Annotated in this window: 21 protein-coding genes and 2 pseudogenes; 19 read left to right on the top strand and 4 right to left on the bottom strand. The window is 53.4% G+C overall.

Annotated elements, in window-relative coordinates; all coding sequences use genetic code 11:
* The first annotated feature begins 25 nt into the window (after window positions 1-25).
* From QT397_10405 to QT397_10435, 7 genes and pseudogenes are all read left to right on the top strand, one after another.
* The gene (locus QT397_10405; protein WNZ57729.1) at window positions 26-1,207 is read left to right on the top strand and encodes an O-succinylhomoserine sulfhydrylase; all 1,182 of its coding nucleotides are present in this window, start codon (window positions 26-28) and stop codon (window positions 1,205-1,207) included.
* A 138-nt stretch (window positions 1,208-1,345) separates the two neighbouring features.
* Window positions 1,346-2,257 carry an AAA family ATPase gene (locus tag QT397_10410; GenBank protein WNZ57730.1) on the top strand — a complete coding sequence of 304 codons (912 nt, stop codon included), beginning with the start codon at window positions 1,346-1,348 and terminating at the stop codon, window positions 2,255-2,257.
* Window positions 2,258-2,261: 4 nt separating this feature from the next.
* Window positions 2,262-2,963, top strand: a complete 702-nt coding sequence (locus tag QT397_10415) for a hypothetical protein (GenBank protein ID WNZ57731.1) — start codon at window positions 2,262-2,264, stop codon at window positions 2,961-2,963.
* A gap of 38 nt (window positions 2,964-3,001) precedes the next feature.
* A pseudogene (locus QT397_10420) lies at window positions 3,002-3,271 on the top strand (DUF58 domain-containing protein).
* Window positions 3,271-5,301, top strand: a complete 2,031-nt coding sequence (locus QT397_10425) for a DUF3488 and transglutaminase-like domain-containing protein (GenBank protein ID WNZ57732.1) — start codon at window positions 3,271-3,273, stop codon at window positions 5,299-5,301. The pseudogene QT397_10420 and the gene QT397_10425 overlap by 1 nt, the downstream one beginning before the upstream one ends.
* Window positions 5,302-5,337: 36 nt before the next feature.
* Window positions 5,338-6,546, top strand: coding sequence for an MFS transporter (locus QT397_10430; protein WNZ57733.1), 1,209 nt, complete (start codon window positions 5,338-5,340; stop codon window positions 6,544-6,546).
* A gap of 339 nt (window positions 6,547-6,885) precedes the next feature.
* Complete coding sequence (locus tag QT397_10435) at window positions 6,886-7,179, top strand: DUF3175 domain-containing protein (protein ID WNZ57734.1); 294 nt, start codon at window positions 6,886-6,888, stop codon at window positions 7,177-7,179.
* Between the two features lie 30 nt (window positions 7,180-7,209).
* Here the strand turns inward: QT397_10435 and sppA are convergent, their stop codons facing one another.
* From sppA to arsC, 4 genes are all read right to left on the bottom strand, one after another.
* Window positions 7,210-9,075: a signal peptide peptidase SppA gene (sppA, locus tag QT397_10440; protein WNZ57735.1), complete on the bottom strand. Its 1,866-nt coding sequence runs from the start codon at window positions 9,073-9,075 to the stop codon at window positions 7,210-7,212.
* Between the two features lie 86 nt (window positions 9,076-9,161).
* On the bottom strand, window positions 9,162-9,509 hold the full coding sequence (locus QT397_10445; GenBank protein WNZ57736.1) for a DUF2069 domain-containing protein: 348 nt from the start codon (window positions 9,507-9,509) through the stop codon (window positions 9,162-9,164).
* Window positions 9,510-9,519: 10 nt separating this feature from the next.
* Window positions 9,520-10,140, bottom strand: coding sequence for an NAD(P)H:quinone oxidoreductase (gene wrbA / locus QT397_10450; protein WNZ57737.1), 621 nt, complete (start codon window positions 10,138-10,140; stop codon window positions 9,520-9,522).
* Complete coding sequence (gene arsC / locus QT397_10455; protein ID WNZ57738.1) at window positions 10,140-10,484, bottom strand: arsenate reductase (glutaredoxin); 345 nt, start codon at window positions 10,482-10,484, stop codon at window positions 10,140-10,142. Before arsC ends, wrbA begins: the two co-directional genes overlap by 1 nt.
* 172 nt (window positions 10,485-10,656) lie before the next feature.
* Between arsC and QT397_10460 the strand changes: the two are divergent.
* From QT397_10460 to QT397_10515, 12 genes and pseudogenes are all read left to right on the top strand, one after another.
* Window positions 10,657-12,059, top strand: a pseudogene (locus QT397_10460) (YihY family inner membrane protein).
* 37 nt (window positions 12,060-12,096) lie between these two features.
* The gene (locus QT397_10465; GenBank protein ID WNZ58534.1) at window positions 12,097-12,438 is read left to right on the top strand and encodes a TlpA disulfide reductase family protein; all 342 of its coding nucleotides are present in this window, start codon (window positions 12,097-12,099) and stop codon (window positions 12,436-12,438) included.
* A gap of 162 nt (window positions 12,439-12,600) precedes the next feature.
* Window positions 12,601-13,965, top strand: a complete 1,365-nt coding sequence (locus QT397_10470) for a cation:dicarboxylase symporter family transporter (GenBank protein ID WNZ57739.1) — start codon at window positions 12,601-12,603, stop codon at window positions 13,963-13,965.
* Between the two features lie 149 nt (window positions 13,966-14,114).
* Complete coding sequence (locus tag QT397_10475; GenBank protein ID WNZ57740.1) at window positions 14,115-14,528, top strand: hypothetical protein; 414 nt, start codon at window positions 14,115-14,117, stop codon at window positions 14,526-14,528.
* A gap of 362 nt (window positions 14,529-14,890) precedes the next feature.
* Window positions 14,891-15,415, top strand: a complete 525-nt coding sequence (locus tag QT397_10480) for an RNA polymerase sigma factor (GenBank protein ID WNZ57741.1) — start codon at window positions 14,891-14,893, stop codon at window positions 15,413-15,415.
* Window positions 15,412-15,798 (top strand): hypothetical protein, encoded by a 387-nt coding sequence (locus QT397_10485; protein ID WNZ57742.1) that lies wholly within the window; start codon window positions 15,412-15,414, stop codon window positions 15,796-15,798. Before QT397_10480 ends, QT397_10485 begins: the two co-directional genes overlap by 4 nt.
* The gene (locus tag QT397_10490; GenBank protein ID WNZ57743.1) at window positions 15,782-16,021 is read left to right on the top strand and encodes a hypothetical protein; all 240 of its coding nucleotides are present in this window, start codon (window positions 15,782-15,784) and stop codon (window positions 16,019-16,021) included. The genes QT397_10485 and QT397_10490 overlap by 17 nt, the downstream gene beginning before the upstream one ends.
* A complete protein-coding gene (locus tag QT397_10495) occupies window positions 16,014-16,742 on the top strand; it encodes a DUF3106 domain-containing protein (GenBank protein WNZ57744.1) in 729 nt (242 codons plus the stop codon). Before QT397_10490 ends, QT397_10495 begins: the two co-directional genes overlap by 8 nt.
* 115 nt (window positions 16,743-16,857) lie before the next feature.
* Window positions 16,858-17,421, top strand: a complete 564-nt coding sequence (locus QT397_10500; GenBank protein ID WNZ57745.1) for a glycine zipper 2TM domain-containing protein — start codon at window positions 16,858-16,860, stop codon at window positions 17,419-17,421.
* Window positions 17,422-17,486: 65 nt separating this feature from the next.
* Complete coding sequence (locus tag QT397_10505; protein ID WNZ57746.1) at window positions 17,487-17,804, top strand: PepSY domain-containing protein; 318 nt, start codon at window positions 17,487-17,489, stop codon at window positions 17,802-17,804.
* Window positions 17,805-17,838: 34 nt separating this feature from the next.
* Complete coding sequence (locus QT397_10510; GenBank protein ID WNZ57747.1) at window positions 17,839-18,513, top strand: response regulator transcription factor; 675 nt, start codon at window positions 17,839-17,841, stop codon at window positions 18,511-18,513.
* On the top strand, window positions 18,510-19,274 hold the full coding sequence (locus QT397_10515) for a hypothetical protein (protein ID WNZ57748.1): 765 nt from the start codon (window positions 18,510-18,512) through the stop codon (window positions 19,272-19,274). The genes QT397_10510 and QT397_10515 overlap by 4 nt, the downstream gene beginning before the upstream one ends.
* The last annotated feature ends 18 nt before the right edge of the window (window positions 19,275-19,292 follow it).

A 19,292-nucleotide genomic window follows, 5' to 3' on the forward strand; every position in this document is an offset into this window, starting at 1 on the left:
AAAAATACTGACCAGGAAGCGGTATATGTTTGAAGACGACGGTTACGCTCTGGAAACCCTGGCGGTGCGCGCCGGCCAGGTTCGCTCACCGGAAGGAGAGCACTCCGAGGCACTTTACCTCACCTCCAGTTATGTTTTCCCCTCCGCTGCAGAGGCTGCTGCGCGCTTCTCTGGCGAAAGCTCCGGCAACGTCTACTCCCGCTATACCAACCCCACAGTACGCACTTTTGAAGAGCGCATCGCTGCTCTCGAAGGCGGTGAAGCTGCGGTAGCCACTGCTAGCGGCATGGCTGCCATTCTCAGTATTTGTATGGCGTTACTGAAAAGTGGCGACCACGTTATCTGTTCCCGCAGTGTTTTCGGCACAACTACGGCTTTATTTGGCCGCTATATGGAAAAGTTCGGCGTGCGGGTGAGCTATGTCGATTTGACCGATATGGATGCCTGGAAGCAGGCCGTAGATGGTTCCACCAAGCTGCTGTTTATGGAGACGCCTTCCAACCCTCTGTGTGAAGTAGCCGATATCCGCGCGTTGGCACAGGTCGCCCACAGCGCTGGTGCCATGCTGGTTGTCGATAACTGTTTCTGTACCCCGGCACTGCAGCGACCTCTATCCATGGGCGCCGATATTGTGGTGCACTCCGCAACCAAATTCCTCGACGGCCAGGGCCGGGCCCTGGGCGGTGTTGCTGTTGGCCGCAAGGATGTAATGGATGAGTTGGTGGTTTTCCTGCGCACTGCTGGACCGAGTATGAGCCCGTTTAATGCCTGGGTATTCCTCAAAGGCCTGGAAACTTTAAAGCTGCGTATGCAGGCGCATTGCACCAATGCACTCGACTTGGCTTGGTGGCTCGATGAGCAGGAAATGGTGGAGAAGGTGAATTACACCGGCTTGCCTAAACACCCCCAACATCGCCTTGCTCGGGAACAGCAGGACGCTTTTGGCGCAGTGCTGAGTTTTACTGTGCGCGGTGGTCGCGAAGCTGCCTGGAAAGTGATCGACAATTGTAAAATCCTCTCCTGCACCGCCAACTTGGGGGATGCAAAAACCACTATTGTGCACCCTGCCACGACAACCCACGGCCGCCTTAGTGATGAAGATAAGGCTCGCGCCGGAATTACCGAAAATTTGATTCGTGTTTCGGTAGGGCTGGAAAATGTTGAGGACCTCAAGCGCGACCTGATGCGTGGATTATCCCAGTTATAAGCGCGCCCAGCTACCTATGATTATTAGCGGACAGTGAAATACTGTTCGCTGCTTCCGGTAGTGTTTGCATTTTGTCGCGCCCCTGTCGGTGTGCAGAAATAGCCCCCTTTAGAAAAATTGAGCAGTAATGGATTTGCCGTGCAAAAAATAGTTTCCGCCATAGTGTCTGATATCGGCAGCGTTTTATTAGGTAAAGAGCGCCAGGTGAAGTTGGCGTTGGCCTGTTTGTTATCAAAAGGCCACCTGTTGATCGAAGACCTACCGGGTATGGGTAAGACCACCTTGGCCCATGCACTCGCACAGGTGCTGGGGCTAACTTATAAGCGGGTGCAGTTCACCAGTGATATGTTGCCGGCGGATATTCTTGGTGTTTCGATATTTGATCGGGAGTCCAGCCAATTTCACTTTCACGAGGGACCTGTGTTTAGCCAGGTGTTATTGGCGGATGAGATTAATCGCTCATCGCCAAAGACCCAGAGTGCGCTGTTAGAAGCTATGGAAGAGCGCCAGGTGAGTGTCGATGGCGAGACCCGCACACTGCCCCAGCCATTTTTTGTGATTGCCACGCAAAACCCGATGCAACAATCGGGCACCTTTGCATTGCCGGAATCCCAACTGGATCGCTTCCTTATGCGTATCAGTCTCGGTTATCCCACCCGGGAGGCGGAGCGGGCTTTGTTTATGGGGGCCGATCCGAGGCAGCAGCTGGCGAAATTAAAACCCAGAATTGATATTGCCACACTCGGAAAAATGCAAAGCCTGGTTGGACAGGTGAAAACTTCTGACAGTCTGTTGGATTACCTGGAGCGACTGGTTTTGCAAACCCGCCAGAGCCCGGATTGCGCAGTGGGTTTATCACCCCGAGGCGCTTTGGCCCTTTTGCGCGCAGCCAAAGCCTGGGCGTTGATTCACAATCGTGGCCATGTTTTGCCTGAGGATATCCAGGCTGTGTTGCCGGCGGTGGCAGGACATCGATTACAGAGCGATGGCAGCAACGGCGAGCAGTTGGTTGAGCGTCTGATGCGCCAAGTGGATGTGATTGCGGCCTGAGTCGATGAGTGTAAGTCACCCCCAACGTCGGAACCCTTCCCGCAATCCGATACACCTGCTGGTGGAATATTGGCGCAACCTTATGCAGCGCTGGCTTAGTCGCCGGGCACCGCGGGCCCGAGCGATTACCTTGAACCACAGCCGATTATTTATCCTGCCCACGCGCGCAGGCTTAGGTTTCCTAATAGTGGTGGCATTATTGTGGTTGCTGGGCACCAATTATGAAAACAATCTGGTTTTCGCTCTGACATTTTTGTTGGTCAGCATTTTGGCGGTGCTACCACTACACACCTTTGCCAATTTAAGTGGCGTGCACTTGCGCCTTGTGGATACCCGAGCAGCTTTTGCTGGTGATTTTGCCGAGGCGGAAATTAATGTCAGTTGTGAGGGCAAGCGGGAGCGGGAATGGCTCGAGCTGAGTTGGCCACCGGAGCAGGGCAGTCGCGTGGATTTGTGCGAGCAGAAAAGTGCGGATATTTGTATCTCTATGCCGGTAGTAAAACGTGGGCGAGTGCAGGCACCTCGGTTGAGGGTTGAAAGTCGTTTCCCTCTCGGGTTATTTCGCTGCTGGAGCCGCATTGACCTGGATGTTGAATTTTTGGTTTACCCCCGTCCAATTTCTGTGGGCCCTTTACCGTTAGGAGAGACTGTTGCCGAGGGGGAGTTCGGTGAGGTGAAGCGGGGGGAGATGATTTTGCAGCGCTAAAACCCTATCAAGCGGGTGACTCGTTACGCCATGTAGCCTGGAAGCAATACGCGGCCGGGCGCGATCTTTACAGTAAGGACTATGAGCGCAAAACTGACACGCGCTTGTGGCTCGACTGGGGTTTACTCGATGGTAGGGATATAGAGATGCGTCTGAGCAATCTCTGTGACTGGACCCTACAAGCGGAAAAGCAAGGCATTGCATACGGTTTGTGCCTGCCTGGCATTTCAATAGAGCCTTCGCTCGGTCCCGAGCATCAGCAGCAGGTCTTGCAGGCATTGGCCCTGTACCCCGGGCGAGGCCAGTGATGATTGCGAATAAGGATTTATTGCCCAGGGAAAGTTTGCTGTGGATTTTTGCTGCCCAGTTTGTCGCCCTTTTGCCGCAATTCACAATGCTGCCACTGTGGGTGGCTTTTGCCTGGGCCTTTGCGGTTTATTGGCGCCTGGAAGTCTTTCGCGGGCGCAGGGATTTACCCGGCCGCGCTCTTAAACTGACAGTGATTCTATTGACGGTGGCGGGACTGGCTCTGTCCTATCGGCGCTTGTTTGCTTTGGAGCCGATGATTGCACTCTTGGCGCTGTCATTCACCCTGAAAAATCTCGAACTGGTCAGCCGCAGGGATGCCTTTGTCAGTCTACTGCTGGCCTACTTCGTAGCCGCCACTCTGTTTGTGCAAGAGCAGACCATTCCCTATGCACTTTACGGTTTACTGAGTGTGTTGGTAATTACTGCAGCCCTGGCGGCGCAGCTGGGACACTTTAGTGCGCGCCCGCGCCGGGCTCTGGGATTATCCCTGCGGTTGGTGGCACAGGCCACGCCGTTAATGGTGTTGTTGTTTTTGGTGATGCCTAGGCTGGGGCCCCTTTGGTCTGTGCCGCAGAATACCTCCGCTGGGCGTACCGGTGTCAGTGATTCGATGGCCCCGGGAGACTTTACTGAGCTTTCCAAATCCAGCAAGCCGACCTTGCGTATCTCCTTTGATGGACCAGTGCCCCCGCCAGAGCAGCGCTACTGGAGGGGCTTGGTGTACTCGGAATTTGATGGGCGTACCTGGCGCCAGGGCTATGGTGTTGACCCTCGAAATGGCGGGCGAGTGTATTGGAGAAGTGGTGAGCAGGTGCTTCCGCAAGTGGGTCCCCGTTATCGCTACCAGGTTATCCAGGAAGCGAGCCGCAGCCCTTGGCTATTCGCTATGGCAAAACCGGCTTCAGAGAGCGCGGGTGTGGGAGAGACAGCGGATGATCGCCTGGTAAAACGGACCCCGGTTTTCAACCGCTTTTCTTACCAGGTAAGTTCCTGGCCGAGAGAAACCCTGTCACTCAGTGCTACTCTCAGCAATGCGGAGCGGCGCAGGAATTTGCAACTTCCCAGTTTCGGCAATAGCCGTACTCGTCAGTGGATGGCTTCCCTACGAGATCAGGGGCTCAGTGCTGAGGCGGTTTCCTCCCAGCTGCTGTCGCACTTCCACAGTGCTTTCACTTATACCCTGAAGCCTCCAGCACTGGGCGGCGATACTATTGATGAGTTTCTTTTCGATAGCCAGCAGGGCTTCTGCGAGCACTTTGCCGGTAGTTATGTGTTTGCTATGCGCGCAGCGGGGATACCGGCGCGAGTAGTGGCTGGTTACCAGGGCGGTGAGTGGGTCAGTGGAGAAGAGTACTTATTGGTGCGAGAGTACGACGCCCATGCCTGGGCAGAAATTTGGCTCGACGGCCAAGGCTGGCAGCGTGTAGACCCCACAGCGGCAGTAGCTCCGGAGCGGGTGCGCGACGGTCTGGAGAGTGCGGCGGGTGAAGAGTTTATGCAGGACTCCCTATTTCCCTTGCACCGTATCGGCATTCTCAGCCAGTTGCGCTTACAGTGGGATATGATCAACTACCGTTGGTATCAAACCGTAGTGAGCTTTGATGCCGATCGACAGCAGAATTTGTTACAGCGGCTATTTGGTGATCTGTCTCCAATGCGTATCGCCCTATTACTGGGGGCGCCGATTCTTGTGCTTTTGTTGGGGATCAGTTTATGGGCGGCCCGCTCCGCAGGAGGACCCAAGTTGGCGCCTGCGGAGAAGCTCTACCAGCGCTTTTGCCGGCGCATGGCCCGCAATGGGGTCCAGCGGCATTCCGGTGAGACTGCAGGATCCTATGCCCGCCGGATTGCCGAGGAAAAACCGGAGATGTCTGGTTATGCCGCAGCAGTGACAGAGGCTTTTGAGTCTGCCGCCTATGGTGGTGATGGCTCTGGGCTAAGAACACTTCGAAAGCTATCAAGCTGGTATTTCTGGTTGCGGCACTCGGCAAATATGACGCCGCACAAGCGTGAGTTGGCAGGTTATTAATCATTGAGTTATTTCGTATCTAGAATGCCAACCCAATTGCAAAGATTTCTGCTGGGCTATAGCGGCACCTCCCTGGCAACCGGGTTGCAGGTGATATTGCTGCCCTGGATCGCACTGACGATCGTGGATCTTCCCGCCCTGCAATTGGGGTGGATTCAGGCATCAGTATTGCTGCCAAACCTGGTATTCCTGTTGTTTGGCGGCGCTTTGGCGGATAGGCGAGATCCGGCTCTGGTGTCGGCTCTGGCCTGCTTGGGCCTGGCGCTTTGTCATACCGCATTGCTGTTGTATTTCACCTTCCATGTCCTGAATTTATCCACCTTGATGGTTTACGGAATTTGCCTGGGGGTGTGCAGCGCTTTTTTACAGCCGGCACGGGACAATCTGGTGCAGCGCAGTGCCCGCAACCGCAAGGGGCAGGCCACTGAGCGAGGCGTGCAAAAAACCGTAACCTGGATGATGTTGGCGCAGTACGGCGGCCAGGCAGTGGGTATGCTGCTAGCGAGTCGATTTGACCAGTGGGGCTTGCAGCACTTGCTGGGTGTACAGATTGCCGTTGTGCTAGTGGCTTCATTATTGCTTTTCTCCTTGCGCCAGCCTCAAGAGCGTCAAAAGACACCAGAGAAGCGACCCCATACCCTGATTCTGGATGGTCTCAGTCAGGCATGGAAACACCCGGTTTTGCGGGAGCTGACCGCATTGATGGCATTCAATGGCTTTGTGCATATCGGGGTTTTCCTGGTGGTCTTACCGCTGCTGGCTGCGGACTACGGTCGCGGTGCCGGTTACTACGCGACCCTGCAGCTGGCATTTATAGCGGGCACGGTGATCGCGACGGTGACTATGTTGAGACGGGGGCAGGGACAAGAGCCAGGGCGGGGAATTTTGATGTGCTTGCTTTACAGCGCAGCACTCTTGATTGCTATCAGCCTGGGGCCAACAAAGTTTGGCTTGATTCTGTTGTGTCTGTGTTGGGGGGCGGTTGCGGCAGCCTCCGCAGGGTTGGGGCGAGGCATTGTGCAATTGCTGGCGCCGGCGGATTATCGCAGTCGCATCATCTCCATTTATCAATTTGCCCTGTTTGGTTCTGCGGCGCTGGGAGCCCTGGCTGCGGGTGTTTTGAGCGAGGTTGCAGCGCCTCTGACGACACTATTGTGGGCGGGAATCCTGAGTTTATTGGCATTCGCACTGGTTGCCCTGAGTGGGGCTCTACGGCAGGTTAAAATTTCCGATAGCGAGGTTTAGGGAGCCTCTGAATAGCTCCGTGATACCTCTGGCATGCAGAGCGGTTCACAATCAAGGCGCGGCTTTGCAGGAATGTCTAGACCTTTCAAGAAGTCGCAACGCGGAGTGTGAATCGCTCTGCAAGCCCCGAAGGGCGGGCCTTGAAGGCCGCATCTGCTGCGTTGCAGCTCTTGCAAAGGGCTACGGCCATTCGCGGCGAGCTGCGCCTAACATCAGCACCCTTCAAGACCCGCAGAGGCATTACGGAGTTATTCAGGGGCTCCTTAGGAATCCCGCAACGACCAAATCCGGTTGAGCCACCATATATTTAACAGGGAACTGCGGTTATGGAGGTGGGGTTTGGTATCAGTAAAAAGTGCCAAATGGTCACAGAGAGTCACGACAAACAGCCATGCGCTGGACCTTGAAGCCGGTGTATTTAGCCTGGATGATCCAAAAGCGATAGCCAAATCCCTGAAGAGTGCAGCAGAGGCCAGTCAGCAGCGCAAATCAGAGCCTTTCCGTTCAGCCATGTCTATGCTCACTTTTTATATCAATCGTGCGGGTCACCACTTACCTGCGCGCAGGCGTAGAATCCTGGAGGCTGCGAAAAATGAATTGCGTGAGCTTTATGGGCGCCCGCGCCGGCATTGAGCCGACGCGGGGTAGAGGCGATGAAGTCTTCTAGGGGGCTAGGCAGGGCAGGCAGCGCACGTAGAGTCCGCGCGGGTCGCGGAAGCTCTGCAGTTCGCCGATTGGTGCCAAAACCGGTTGTAAGCTGTTTAACCAGGCGCCGAGTGGCAGGTTTGCCTCAAGGCTGGCGGCGATACGTGCATCCACATTATCGCTCAGGGCGCGCAGGAATCTTTCGCCGGGAGTCAGCTCGCGCTGGATCTCTATTACATCGTATTCTTCGATCTCAGCAAGCTGTGCGGCGTCGGCAATGGCGTCATTGAGATTGCCCAGATCGTCTACCAGCCCCAGGTTTTTAGCCGCGCGCCCGGTCCAGACCTGGCCCTGGGCAATTTTGTGCACTTCCTTGGGAGTGCTGCCACGGGACTCGGCCACAATTCTCAGGAACCTGGCGTAGGTATTATCCACTCCCTGTTGCAGGATACTGGCGGCTGCCTCGGGTAGCGCACGATCCAACCGCATGCTGCCGGCCAGGTCTGAAGTGCCCACACCATCGGTATAAATACCCAGTGCCTCGAGGGAATCTTCAAAGGTTGGGAAGGCGCCAAATACGCCAATGGAGCCTGTCAGGGTTGCGGGAGAGGCCCAGATTCGATCGCCGCCGGTAGCAATCCAGTAGCCTCCAGATGCGGCCAGACTGCCCATGGAGATAACGACAGGGATATCGGCTTCGCGGGTGGCGAGTAGCTCTTGTCGAATTGCTTCTGATGCGAAGGCGGAGCCGCCGCCACTGTCAATGCGCAGAACCAGTGCATCAACTTCTTTTTTGCGTGCCTGTGCGATTAGTTCTCCCAGGCTTTCGCTGCCGATCCTGCCGGCGGGAGCGCGGCCATCGACAATAGAACCGCTTGCGGTGATTAAGGCAATCTTATTGGGTTCTTTCTTGGCGGCGACTTCGCTGAGCTTTTGGCTGCGTAAATAGGTGAGGGCATCGATGGCCTTATAACTGCGTTCATCGTTCTCATCTTCACCAATGGTTTTGCGTAGCTCTTGAACTGCCAAGTTGCGGTTGGCGAGTTGGTCGACCAGTTTATTGGCCAGAGCAGTACGTGCCCAGTCGCCCTCATGCTGCTGCAGTTTCTGGGGTAACTCGTCGATAAATAGATCGATGCTTTCAGTTGGCAGGTTGCGAAGGCCGGTTACCTGTTCGGTGTATTCACCCCAGAGTTCATGCAGCCAGCGCTGGTTATTCTCACGGGAAGCCGGAGACATGTCGTCACGAGTATAGGGTTCGATAAAATCCTTGTAGTCGCCAACGCGGAACACGTGGAAATTGACTTTGAGCTTTTCGAGGGCGCTTTTATAGTAATTCCGATAGACGCCAAAGCCGGTGAGCATCACGGAACCCATTGGATTCAGGTACACCTTGTCGGCATGGCTGGCGAGGAAATATTGCGCCTGGGTGTAGTTATCACCCACCGCATAAATGGGCTTGTCGGCTGCCTTGAAGCGCTGCAGGGCTGCGCCAATCTCGTCGAGCTTGCTGAGACTGCCGCCGACCATATTGTCGAGCTCCAGCACCAGTGCGGAAATGCGTTTGTCCTGTGCGGCTTTGTCGATAGAGTCGACAAGATCCTTAACCCTGATTTCCGCTGGCCCCTGGGAGCCACCGAAGAAAATCGGTAATCCGCTGGGCTGGCTGAGCTCATCTACCAGAAATCCACTCGGAGCCACGCGCAGGGCCGCGCCTTGTGGGACTACCAGCTGTTCGTCTTTGCCAAAAATTGCGATACCCAGCAATACCAGTATTAACAGGAATACCAGGTTGGTAAACACTCGCCTCAGCCAGGTAATTGAGCCGCCAATGGCACCAAAAAAGCTGCGGAACAGTCCTTTCTCATTGGATGAATCAGTCAAACCTCAAAACTCCTTAGTGCGCTGAGGGGCAAGCGTTGTCTATTTATCAGTTACAAAATCATTAGCAATGTGAGTAGTGCCGGTGGCTATTGCATACGATGCCAGCGGCTGCTCATCATTGATGAAAAGAATAGGATAAGGCTAAGGACTACCAGTACGCCATCCTGCCAGCCGCGTGTAGGCATCATTACGTCGACAATACTGGCAGTGATATACAGCAAGAGAATAAAACAGAGCCACAAGTAGCTACGATAGTGCTGCTTTAGTAACCCAGGTAGTACCAACAGCAGTGGTATGGTCTGCAAGCACCATAGGAACAATGAGCCGCCTTCGAGGAATAGATTCCAGACGACAAACAGTACGAGCATGCCGATATAACAAATCCAGTTAATTCGCAGCGCTATCTTGAGCTTGCGCTGTACAGAATCGTTCACACTTTATCCTCTAGTTGTCGCCGTTATGTGCATTATCCAGCGTCTGTGCCAGGCTGCCGACTCGCTTGCCCAGTGCCCGGCACAGGGTTACTTCGTCATCGGAAAGCGATGTGGCATGTTCACCGGACCAGTGTGAGGCACCATAAGGTGTGCCGCCAGTGCGGGTGCGCATTAAGGCGGCTTCGGAGTATGGGATGCCGGCGATTAACATGCCGTGGTGCAGCAGGGGCAGCATCATGGATACCAGCGTAGTTTCCTGACCACCGTGAAGACTGCCAGTGGCGGTAAATACCGCAGCCGGCTTACCGGTAAGGCTGCCATCGAGCCAAATATCACTGGTTTGGTCAAGGAAATAGCGCAGCGGAGAGGCCATGTTGCCAAAGCGGGTGGGGCTGCCCATCAGTAAACCGGAGCAATTGCGCAGGTCCTCGATTGTACAGTAGGGGGCACCTTCGGTGGGTACCGGCGGCTCGCTGGCTTCAGTGTCTGGAGATACGCCGGGCACGGTGCGCAGGCGAGCGGTAATCCCACTGGCCTCTACGCCGCGAGCCAGTTCGGTGGCCATGCGCGCTGTAGCGCCGGTGCGGCTGTAGTAGAGGATGAGGACATAGCCTTCGTTGTCCCGATCCATCAGATCAGCCCCAGTACATTTTCAGGGGGCCGCCCTATCACTGCTTTGTCGCCTTTTATAACGATCGGGCGTTGGATCAAAATAGGGTTTTGAGCCATTGCGTCAATTAACTGGGATTCGGCCAGATCTTTGTCTTTCAGGTTTAACTGCTTGTAGGGTTCTTCACCAGTGCGCAACAACTGTCGTGCATCAATATCCAGTTTGTGCAGCAACTGCTGAATATCCTCGGCAGAAGGTGGGGTTTGTAGATAGAGAACCACCTCCGGTTCAATACCGTTATCCTGCAATAGCTGTAGGGTTTGGCGGGATTTTGAGCAGCGGGGGTTGTGGTAAATCGTCCACATTGTGGCGGCATCCTGTTACTGTTTGGCGTATTCTAACCGAAGAATGTTGCGGAGTTCTAAGTCGCTTCTGAATAATCCCCCCAACGTCCTGCGGGGTTTTCGGGAGCTCCTTGGCTATTTGGGGCAGTAATACTGCGGCCTGGGCGAGATGTCCAGGCATAGAGAGATCACAATGAGAAGCACCGTAAAGGATTGGGGAAACCACTGGCTGCGCTTTGCGACGTCACTGTGGAAACTGTTTGATGAAAAGGATTGTCGGCAACGCGCGGCTGCTCTCACTTACCTGACACTGTTTGGCATAGTTCCCCTAGTGACGGTGAGCTACGCCATGTTATCACTGTTTCCCGACTTTGCCGGCTTGCAGAGTAGGTTACAGGATCAACTGTTCACCCACTTTTTGCCTCAGAGTGGGCGCGAGATCCAAAAATATATCAGCAGTTTTTCCGAACAGGCACAGCGTTTGACTGGCGTTGGTATCGCGATGCTGATTATTACTGCGGGTTTGACCCTTCGCGGCATCGAGGGGACCTTTAACTCTATCTGGGACGTCCAAAAAGGCCGCAGCGGGGTTTCGAGTTTTCTTTTGTACTGGGCGATATTGAGTCTCGGTCCAATCCTATTAGGGGCGGGACTGGCGACAAGTACTTTTGTCTTTTCTCAAAAATTTTTCTTGGGTGGAGCTGATTCCTTTGAGGTAACTTCGTTGTTATTCAGGATTCTACCATTTGTTTTCAGCTCCATAGTTTTTACCCTATTGTTCATCGCTGTGCCCAATTGCTATGTCCCGTTGCGCCACGGAATAGAGGGGGGATCATAATCTCGATTGTTTTCGAGGTTATGAAGTACTTATTCGGCTTGTTGGTAGCGCGGAGTTCGGTCCAGGCAATCTACGGCGCATTCGCTGTTGTTCCCCTGTTCCTGCTTTGGATTTATCTGATGTGGATACTGGTATTGGCCGGCTGTGTGTTGGTGCGCACACTATCGGTTTATCAAGCTGCGACCCAGGAGCGGGAGCATTCTGACCTGGTTGCCCTCCTTATTGTTCTCTGGCAGATGTATAAGAAATGCGCGAAGGGGAGGCCTCTGAAGGAGCGAGATATTTCCCGTATGGGAATCAAGTTTGTTCAGTGGCGAAGGTTGCGGAATATCCTTCAGGCTAATCGTATGGTGACCCAGACTGATCGCAATGATTATGTTTTGCTGAGGGACCTGAATACGGTGTCCCTGGTTGAATTGGCAGGTTGGCTGAGTTCGGATTGGATGCCCAGTGGAATTCCTGCGAGTCTGGATGGATTGCCCTGGTATGGAGAGGTAGAGCAACGCTTTGCCAATGCCAGAGAGTCAACCCGGGAGCAATTAGGTATTACTGTTGGGGAGTTGTTCCTGGAGGCCGAGCAAAAGGAAGCTGAAGATAAGCCCCTTGAGCTGGGCCACGACGGTGGGACTGATGATAAGCAAACAAACTCTGAAACCGGGGGAGAAAGTGGGCCTGATGAAAATAGTCAAAGTGAAGATGACAAGAGCAGCAGCGGTCACCTTTCTTTTGTTGGTATGCGGAATAAGCGCCTGCGCTAAAGACGATAAATCGCTTCTAGCCATTGATGGGGAAGAGTTGGATGTATCGGGTAAGGTTTTGCTGGTTAACTATTGGGCAGAGTGGTGTAAGCCCTGTCGAGAGGAGATCCCGGTCCTTAACCAACTGGCCGACGGTAACAACAATATCGTTGTTGTTGGGGTGAACTTCGACAATTTACCGATTGCGGAAATACAAAAACAGGCGGATAAGTTGGGTATTACTTTTCCCGTTCTAGTGGCCGAACCGCAAGGGCGCTGGGGGCAGGAGAAGCCGGAGGTGCTGCCTTCTACGTTCATTATTGGTACCGATGGTCGCTGGCATAAAACATTGGTTGGGCCGCAGGATAGAGACGACTTTATTTCGGCTCTCAATTTATAGCGAGTACTAATGGAGTGCTGGTAAAAGCCGGCGGGGTAACAGTGGATTATTAGAAGCTCCCAAACTTTATAAAACTATAACTAACACATCTATAGGCTTGTGACGGATCGCTGATAGCATGCCGCCACTTTCCCCTTTTGTTCCGGGTGGGACCCAGACCTTATGCATATCAGTTCATTTGCTTTCCTGCTTCTATTTATTGTTTTTCTATACGGACTTTTTCGCTGGCAGCGAGGCCGTGACTCCCTCGCACCAGCAGTGCTGGCTGGCCTGATTCTTGGGGTTATCTTTGGAGGCACCCTGCAACTGTCTCGCGGATGGGGGGCTGCACCCGCAGAGGTGATACCTTGGGTAGAGATGATAGGGGACAGTTACGTAAATCTATTGTATTTACTCGTGATGCCCCTGGTGCTGACTTCCATATTAGTGGCGGTAGTTAAAGTCAGCCATACCCAGGCGCTGGGCAAAATCAGTATTTCAGTCCTGGGGGTACTATTGGGAACAACGGCGGTGGCCGCTCTAATTGGCGTGGCTATGGCCGAGCTATTTGGTTTGTCGGCTGCGGGATTGGTTGAGGGTTCCAGGGAAGCTGCGCGAGTGGAAGTGCTGAATGAGCGTATTGGCAAGGTCACAGACCTTTCCATTCCTGAGATTATTACCTCTTTTGTGCCGCGCAATATTTTTCTGGACCTGACCGGGGCTCGCTCTACTTCTGTTATAGCGGTGGTTATATTCGCGGTGCTTTTAGGGTTGGCAGCCTTGGCGGTTCGCCGTGAATTTCCCGAAGAGGGCGCAGCGATTGAGCGCTTCGTTCATGTGGCTCAAGTCTGGGTTATGAAGCTGGTGCGACTAGTGATGGCTTTTACACCTTACGGCGTGATGGCTTTGGTTACCGGCCTGATCGCTAAATCCAGTATGGGGGATATTCTTAACTTATTGAGTTTTGTGCTGGCCTCCTTTACGGCTATTGGTTTGATGTTCCTGGTGCACGGTCTGCTGCTACTTATTAATGGTATCAATCCGCTGCACTATTTCACCAAGGTATGGCCGGTGCTGGTTTTTGCCTTTAGCTCCCGCTCCAGTGCTGCAACTATTCCCCTGAATGTCGAGACTCAGGTGGACCAGCTGCGTACGTCTCCAGCAATTGCCAATTTCTCTGCATCTTTCGGTGCGACTATTGGGCAAAACGGCTGCGCCGGCATTTATCCGGCTATGCTGGCAGTGATGGTGGCAGTGCCGATGGGGATCAATGTATGGGACCCAGTATGGATTGCTACTTTAGTGGCGGTTGTAATGATCAGTTCTTTCGGTATAGCGGGCGTTGGTGGCGGGGCGACCTTTGCAGCCTTGGTGGTACTGCCGGCAATGGGGTTGCCAGTTACTATCGCGGCTCTGCTAATTTCTGTTGAACCTCTGATTGATATGGCGCGAACCGCGCTGAATGTTAACGGCGCTATGACCGCTGGCACCCTGACACAACGCTGGCTCGGCGATGAAGTGCCCGGCCCGGAAGTTGTAGAGGGTTGAACAGAGAACGGTACTTTGTGCACCGATTATTTTTGTCTTCTGATTTCGCCGATTTTTCATAGGAGTCCTGTCAACCAGCTCTAGTGCCTGACGTTATAGTCAGTGCTGTTAACGCATTGAGTTTTTTGTTCACGGAACTGGAGCAACTTATGAATAAACTGATAGGACTGTCAGTACTGGCGCTTAGCCTTGGTTTTCCCCTCTCGCTGCAAGCTGAAAGCAGTGAGGATGATGGACATGATCGCGGCGACCGTATTGAAAATCGTCTCGATCGAAAGGGGGATCGCATTGAAGAGCGCCTCGATGATAAAGGTGATCGTATTAATGAGCGCCTGGACCAGCGGTCTGAGCAGGCTGCCGCTAATGGGAGAGATAAATTAGCTGCACATTTAGATAAAAAAGGTGATCGTATCGATAGGCGCCTGGATAACAAAGGTGAGAAAATAAACGAGCGCCTCGATAAAAAAGGCGAGCGAATAGATAATAGATACGATCGGAAGAACGAACGCGGCGAGCGGACAAAAAAGCACCATCGTAGATCCCGTGACAACAATAACGATTAGTGATTGTTGGTTGTAGCAGGCATTATCTAGTGGGTTGCGGCAAACTAAGGAGCCTCTGAATAATTCCGTGATATTTCTATAGTCTTGGAAGACTGCAGTCGCTAGGCGCAGCCTGCTGATAAAGGGCTTAGTCCTTTGCAAGAGCTATGCAGTAGCTGGGGCCTTCTAAGTCTGTCCTACGGGGATTTCAGAGTGGTTCATACTCTGTGCTGCGACTTCTCAAAAGGTTTAAACACTCCTGTGAAGCCGCGCCTAGACTGTGAGCTGCCCTGACAGCCAAAGAAATATCACGGAATTATTTAGAGGCTCCGCAATAGCCGTAGAAGGATTGCATCCTCGTCAAGGGACCTCAATCGGCTTTTATGGATCAGTTTCTCGCTTCAGTAGAAAAGCGGGCATTCACTATGGCGAAATATGCTGTAGGGGACCGTGATGATGCGCTGGATATCGTTCAGGACTCTATGCTTGCACTCGTCAAAAGCTATAGCTGCCGAGACCGTGCGGAGTGGCGCCCATTATTTTTTACCATTCTTAATAACCGCATAACCGATTGGCATCGTCGCAAGAAAAACCTGTCCCGTTGGCAGCTGTTGAAAGATAAACTTCCTATTAATAGCGAAGGCGATGAATGGGATCTGAGTGAATTTCCCGACCCCAACGGCCGCAGCCCGGATAGTGTCCTAATCGGTGAACGTACGATTGATGCCATTGACCGCGCCATTGAAAAGTTACCTCTGCGTCAACAGCAGGCTTTTTTGTTGCGCTGCGTTGAAGGCTTTAATGTCAGTGAGACAGCAGGGGCTATGGCTTGTAGCGAGGGAAGTGTGAAGACTCACCTCTCTCGAGCATTGCGCAGCCTGCGGGTTCATTTGGAGGCGATGGAATGAGTAATTTAGAAAACAATTCATCGACTAACGAGAAGCGTATACTCGGAGCGGCCAGTGCCGCTGTTATACGTAGAGAGAGATCGCTCGATACGGAAACCCTGGCTGAGTTGCGGCGAATCCGCTCCGCAGCGCAAGATCAAAATAATAAAAAACGGTACTTTTCACTCAAGACCTTGTATCCATACCTTCCAGTTACAGCGGCTTCTGCCGCAGTGCTATTTCTTGCTCTATGGTGGCCCAGTTCTGTTATCAATAATGAAAGTCGTACAGAGCTGCTAGTGAGTGGTGATTGGCTGCTGGATGAAGATATGGATATCGAGATGATTGAGGATATGGAGTTTTATCAGTGGTTGGCGGAGGAGTTGGATGGGCACTCTTCGTAGTGTTTTATTCATCATATCTATGTGTGCGCTCGTATTTCCAGGTACTACCGAGGCGGAGGAAGCTGAGCCTCTGCCGGAGGAATTCCTGTTATTCCTGGAAGAGTGGGTCGATGAACAAGGTGATGTCGTTATCCCTGAAGATCCCGAGTTGGTTCAAGGTCCCGGGCAAACCCAAGAAGGCACCAAAAGCAAAGATATATGGCTGGGGGACAGTCATGATTAAAACCCTGGTCGCAACTTGTTTGATGGCAGCCTCTCTGCTTTGGGCTGGTATGGCGTGGTCGGTGGATTGGAAAAGCCTAAGTGATAGTGATCGCAAGCTGTTACAGGGCATGGAAGAGCGCTGGCCCAACATGTCTGATAGCCAGCAGGAGAGGTTGTTGCGGGGTGCGCGTCGATGGAACTCAATGAGCCCTGAGCAGCGTGACAATGCTCGGCAGCGCTATGAAAAATGGCAGTCTCTGCCCCAGGAACGCCGTAATCAGCTGCGGGAATCTTATCGACAGTACCGTGCCCTGCCGGAAGGCAGGCGTGAGAGTATCCGTGAGGCTCGTGAGAGATATCGGCAGATGTCCCCCGAACAGAGAGAGCAAGTGCGCGAGCGCTGGCGGGAAGCTAGGGGCGATAGGAGTGAACCGCAAAGGCCCAGGGGTGATAGGGCTCGGGGAGAGCGAGCGCAAGGGGATAGACTCAGGGAAGATGGGCCTAGGAGGGATAGGTCCGATGAGAATAGACCTAGAGGAAACCGGCACAGAGAAGACCGACCAAGGGGCGACCGGGCGAGAGGAGATAGGCCCAGAAGGGAGCACGAAAGGGGAGAAGGCACCAGGATTCTCGGCCTAGGCGTGATCGAGAGGCCAGTGACCGACGAGAGGGTGATGAGGAGACTGATAGTTCATCTGGGGCTCCTGAATAGTGCCCTGCCATTCAAATTCCAACCCTGAGAGGCTGGCTTATCGTTTTACCTCGCTGCTACGCTGGTACGACAGTGTAATTCAGCGTCTATTCAGATCATCTTAAGTAATCTGGCTCCCGTTGATGACTAGCGGGAGATATATCGTGCAACTATACAAACAGCTAATCGCGGGTGCGGCAGTTGCGGCACTGGTGGGTCTAAGTTCTACTGCCAGCGCGGGCCCCCGAGGCTATGCTGCGGGTGGCTATGATTATGCGCGAGTTACCGAGGTTACTCCCGTCTACACCGATGTTCAGGTTGTTACACCGACGACTCAGTGTCGCGATGAACAGGTTGCCTATCGCGAGCCGACTTCCCCGGCAGGTACTGTAGTGGGGGGACTTATAGGTGCTGCAATCGGCAATAACTTAGGCGATCACGGCCACCGTGGACGCTACGGTTATCATCGCAGTCACAATCGTGGCGGCGCCACAATCGCAGGGGCTTTGGTGGGCGCCCTGGTAGGTAACCAGATCAGCCGTGCCAATGCTCCAGTCCACTATGCAACAGAGTCCCGTTGCCATGTTGTAGATGAATACTCTACAAGAAGGGAATTAGTCGGATACGATGTCCGCTATCGGTATAATGGGCAAGTTTACTTGACTCGCACTGACCATCATCCGGGCGATAGAATCCGGGTCCATGTCGACGTCTCACCGGCTCTTTGAGCCCGGTTGAGGGCGGCAGGGAGTTTATAAAGGGTGGAAAATTGGATATCCACAGGAGCCGCACCGTGAAACTGAATCGTACCTTACTTGGCTTTATTGCTTTTACCGCTGTGTTTTTGCCGGCGCTCTGCAGTGCCACGGTACACAGCTACCCCGCTTATGAGCGGGAGAGTTTTCAGCCCCACTTTCTTCGTGTTCAAGGGGGAGAAATCTCAAGGGATCGGGCTGCTTCAATCGTAAAACAACGCTTTGGTGGAAAAATTCTCGCCATTTCTGAGACCAAAAAACAGGGGCGAGCCGTGTATCGGGTGAAGGGACTGTCGGCCAAAAGCCAGGTTTATGTGGTGTTTGTCGATAAACAGAGCGGCCGTATATCCCGCTAGCAGAATAATTGCGAGCCGCAATAAGGTAATTACTATGCGCGCACTATTAGTTGAAGATGAAGCATTACTGCGGCAGCAGCTGGCAGAGTCCCTGCGCACGGCCGGGTACACCGTTGACGAAGCCCCTGATGGAGAAGAGGCACTTTATCTGGGGAGGGAATATCCCTACGACGTTGCAGTAATGGACCTGGGTTTACCCAAAATTGATGGTATCCAGGTTATTGAAACACTGCGCCGTGAAGAGAAGCATTTTCCTATCCTGATTTTAACGGCTCGGGGACACTGGCAGGAAAGGGTCTCCGGCCTGGAAGCTGGCGGGGACGATTACCTGGTAAAACCCTTCCATACTGAAGAACTGCTCGCACGGTTGAATGCCCTGGTGCGCCGTTCCGCAGGTTTCTCATCGCCGACGATTAAAGCCGGACCTATCGTTCTGGATACCAGTGCGCAACGGGTTAGTGTGGATGAAGTTGAATTGGACCTGACTTCGTTTGAGTACAAGGTACTTGAATACCTGATGCTTCATCCGGATGAGGTAGTGTCAAAAACCACCCTGACAGAACATATCTATGAACAGGACTGTGACCGGGACAGCAATGTGATAGAGGTGTTTATTGGACGCCTGCGGAAAAAAATTGATGCGGCAGCCAAGCTTAAGCCTATCGAGACTCTGCGCGGGCGCGGCTATCGCTTTGTGATTCCGCAGTGAGATCCATCAATTTCCCCCTGCTTTCCTATATTCTGGGTTCCTTAAAGGGGCGTCTGGCCCTGGTTACCAGTCTTGTGCTAGTCGGCTTTATTCTTCTTATCTCTGGAGTCCTCGAGCACGCCTATCGCACCTCCCTGAATGAAGCCAAGCAGCGGGAGCTGCAGGTCTACATTTACACCCTGCTGGCGGTTGCTGAGCCGGAAGGTAAAACCCTGATTCTGCCCCCGAGTTTGCCCGAGCAACGCTTCAGCCAGCCTGATTCCGGTTTGGTGGGCGCTGTTATTGATCGGGAGGGTGAGATTATCTGGCGTTCGGAGTCAGCCCTGGCAATGCCGCAGCTGGAGTTCTATCCGCTTTCCCAGGGGCAGGAGTCCTATTCGCAGGTATCGGTTCCGGGAGAAGAGGGAAGTTATAGCAGTTTCCGCCAAGGGGTTGCCTGGGGGCTGGAAGATGAAAATTTGTTTACCTTTGCAGTGCTCGAGGATGCGGCCCCGCTACAGGCCCAAGTGGGGCAGTTTCGCTCAACCATGTGGCACTGGTTGGGGTTGGGAGCATTGTTATTAATCCTTGCACAGTGGTTGGTTCTGCGCTGGGGGTTTGCCCCGCTGACAGCCCTGGCTAATGCGCTTCAGGAAATGCAGCGTGGGGGTGCCGATCGATTGGAGGGTAATTTTCCGCGGGAGCTACGCCCACTGACAGATAACTTAAATCTGTTGATTGAAAATGAGCGCCGCCAGAGAGAAAAACCCGGCATACATTAGCTGACCTGGCCCACAGCC

The organism is Microbulbifer sp. MKSA007 (assembly GCA_032615215.1).
Classification (GTDB): Bacteria; Pseudomonadota; Gammaproteobacteria; order Pseudomonadales; family Cellvibrionaceae; genus Microbulbifer.

Bases quoted from the DNA above. Each gene is read 5' to 3' on its own strand.
- QT397_10405 (WNZ57729.1), top strand. From the start codon at position 26: ATGTTTGAAGACGACGGTTACGCTCTGGAAACCCTGGCGGTGCGCGCC.
- QT397_10415 (WNZ57731.1), top strand. From the start codon at position 2,262: ATGAGTGTAAGTCACCCCCAACGTCGGAACCCTTCCCGCAATCCGATA.
- QT397_10425 (WNZ57732.1), top strand. From the start codon at position 3,271: ATGATTGCGAATAAGGATTTATTGCCCAGGGAAAGTTTGCTGTGGATT.
- wrbA (WNZ57737.1), bottom strand. From the start codon at position 10,140: ATGGATCGGGACAACGAAGGCTATGTCCTCATCCTCTACTACAGCCGC.
- arsC (WNZ57738.1), bottom strand. From the start codon at position 10,484: ATGTGGACGATTTACCACAACCCCCGCTGCTCAAAATCCCGCCAAACC.
- QT397_10470 (WNZ57739.1), top strand. From the start codon at position 12,601: ATGCATATCAGTTCATTTGCTTTCCTGCTTCTATTTATTGTTTTTCTA.
- QT397_10475 (WNZ57740.1), top strand. From the start codon at position 14,115: ATGAATAAACTGATAGGACTGTCAGTACTGGCGCTTAGCCTTGGTTTT.
- QT397_10480 (WNZ57741.1), top strand. From the start codon at position 14,891: ATGGATCAGTTTCTCGCTTCAGTAGAAAAGCGGGCATTCACTATGGCG.
- QT397_10485 (WNZ57742.1), top strand. From the start codon at position 15,412: ATGAGTAATTTAGAAAACAATTCATCGACTAACGAGAAGCGTATACTC.
- QT397_10490 (WNZ57743.1), top strand. From the start codon at position 15,782: ATGGGCACTCTTCGTAGTGTTTTATTCATCATATCTATGTGTGCGCTC.
- QT397_10495 (WNZ57744.1), top strand. From the start codon at position 16,014: ATGATTAAAACCCTGGTCGCAACTTGTTTGATGGCAGCCTCTCTGCTT.
- QT397_10510 (WNZ57747.1), top strand. From the start codon at position 17,839: ATGCGCGCACTATTAGTTGAAGATGAAGCATTACTGCGGCAGCAGCTG.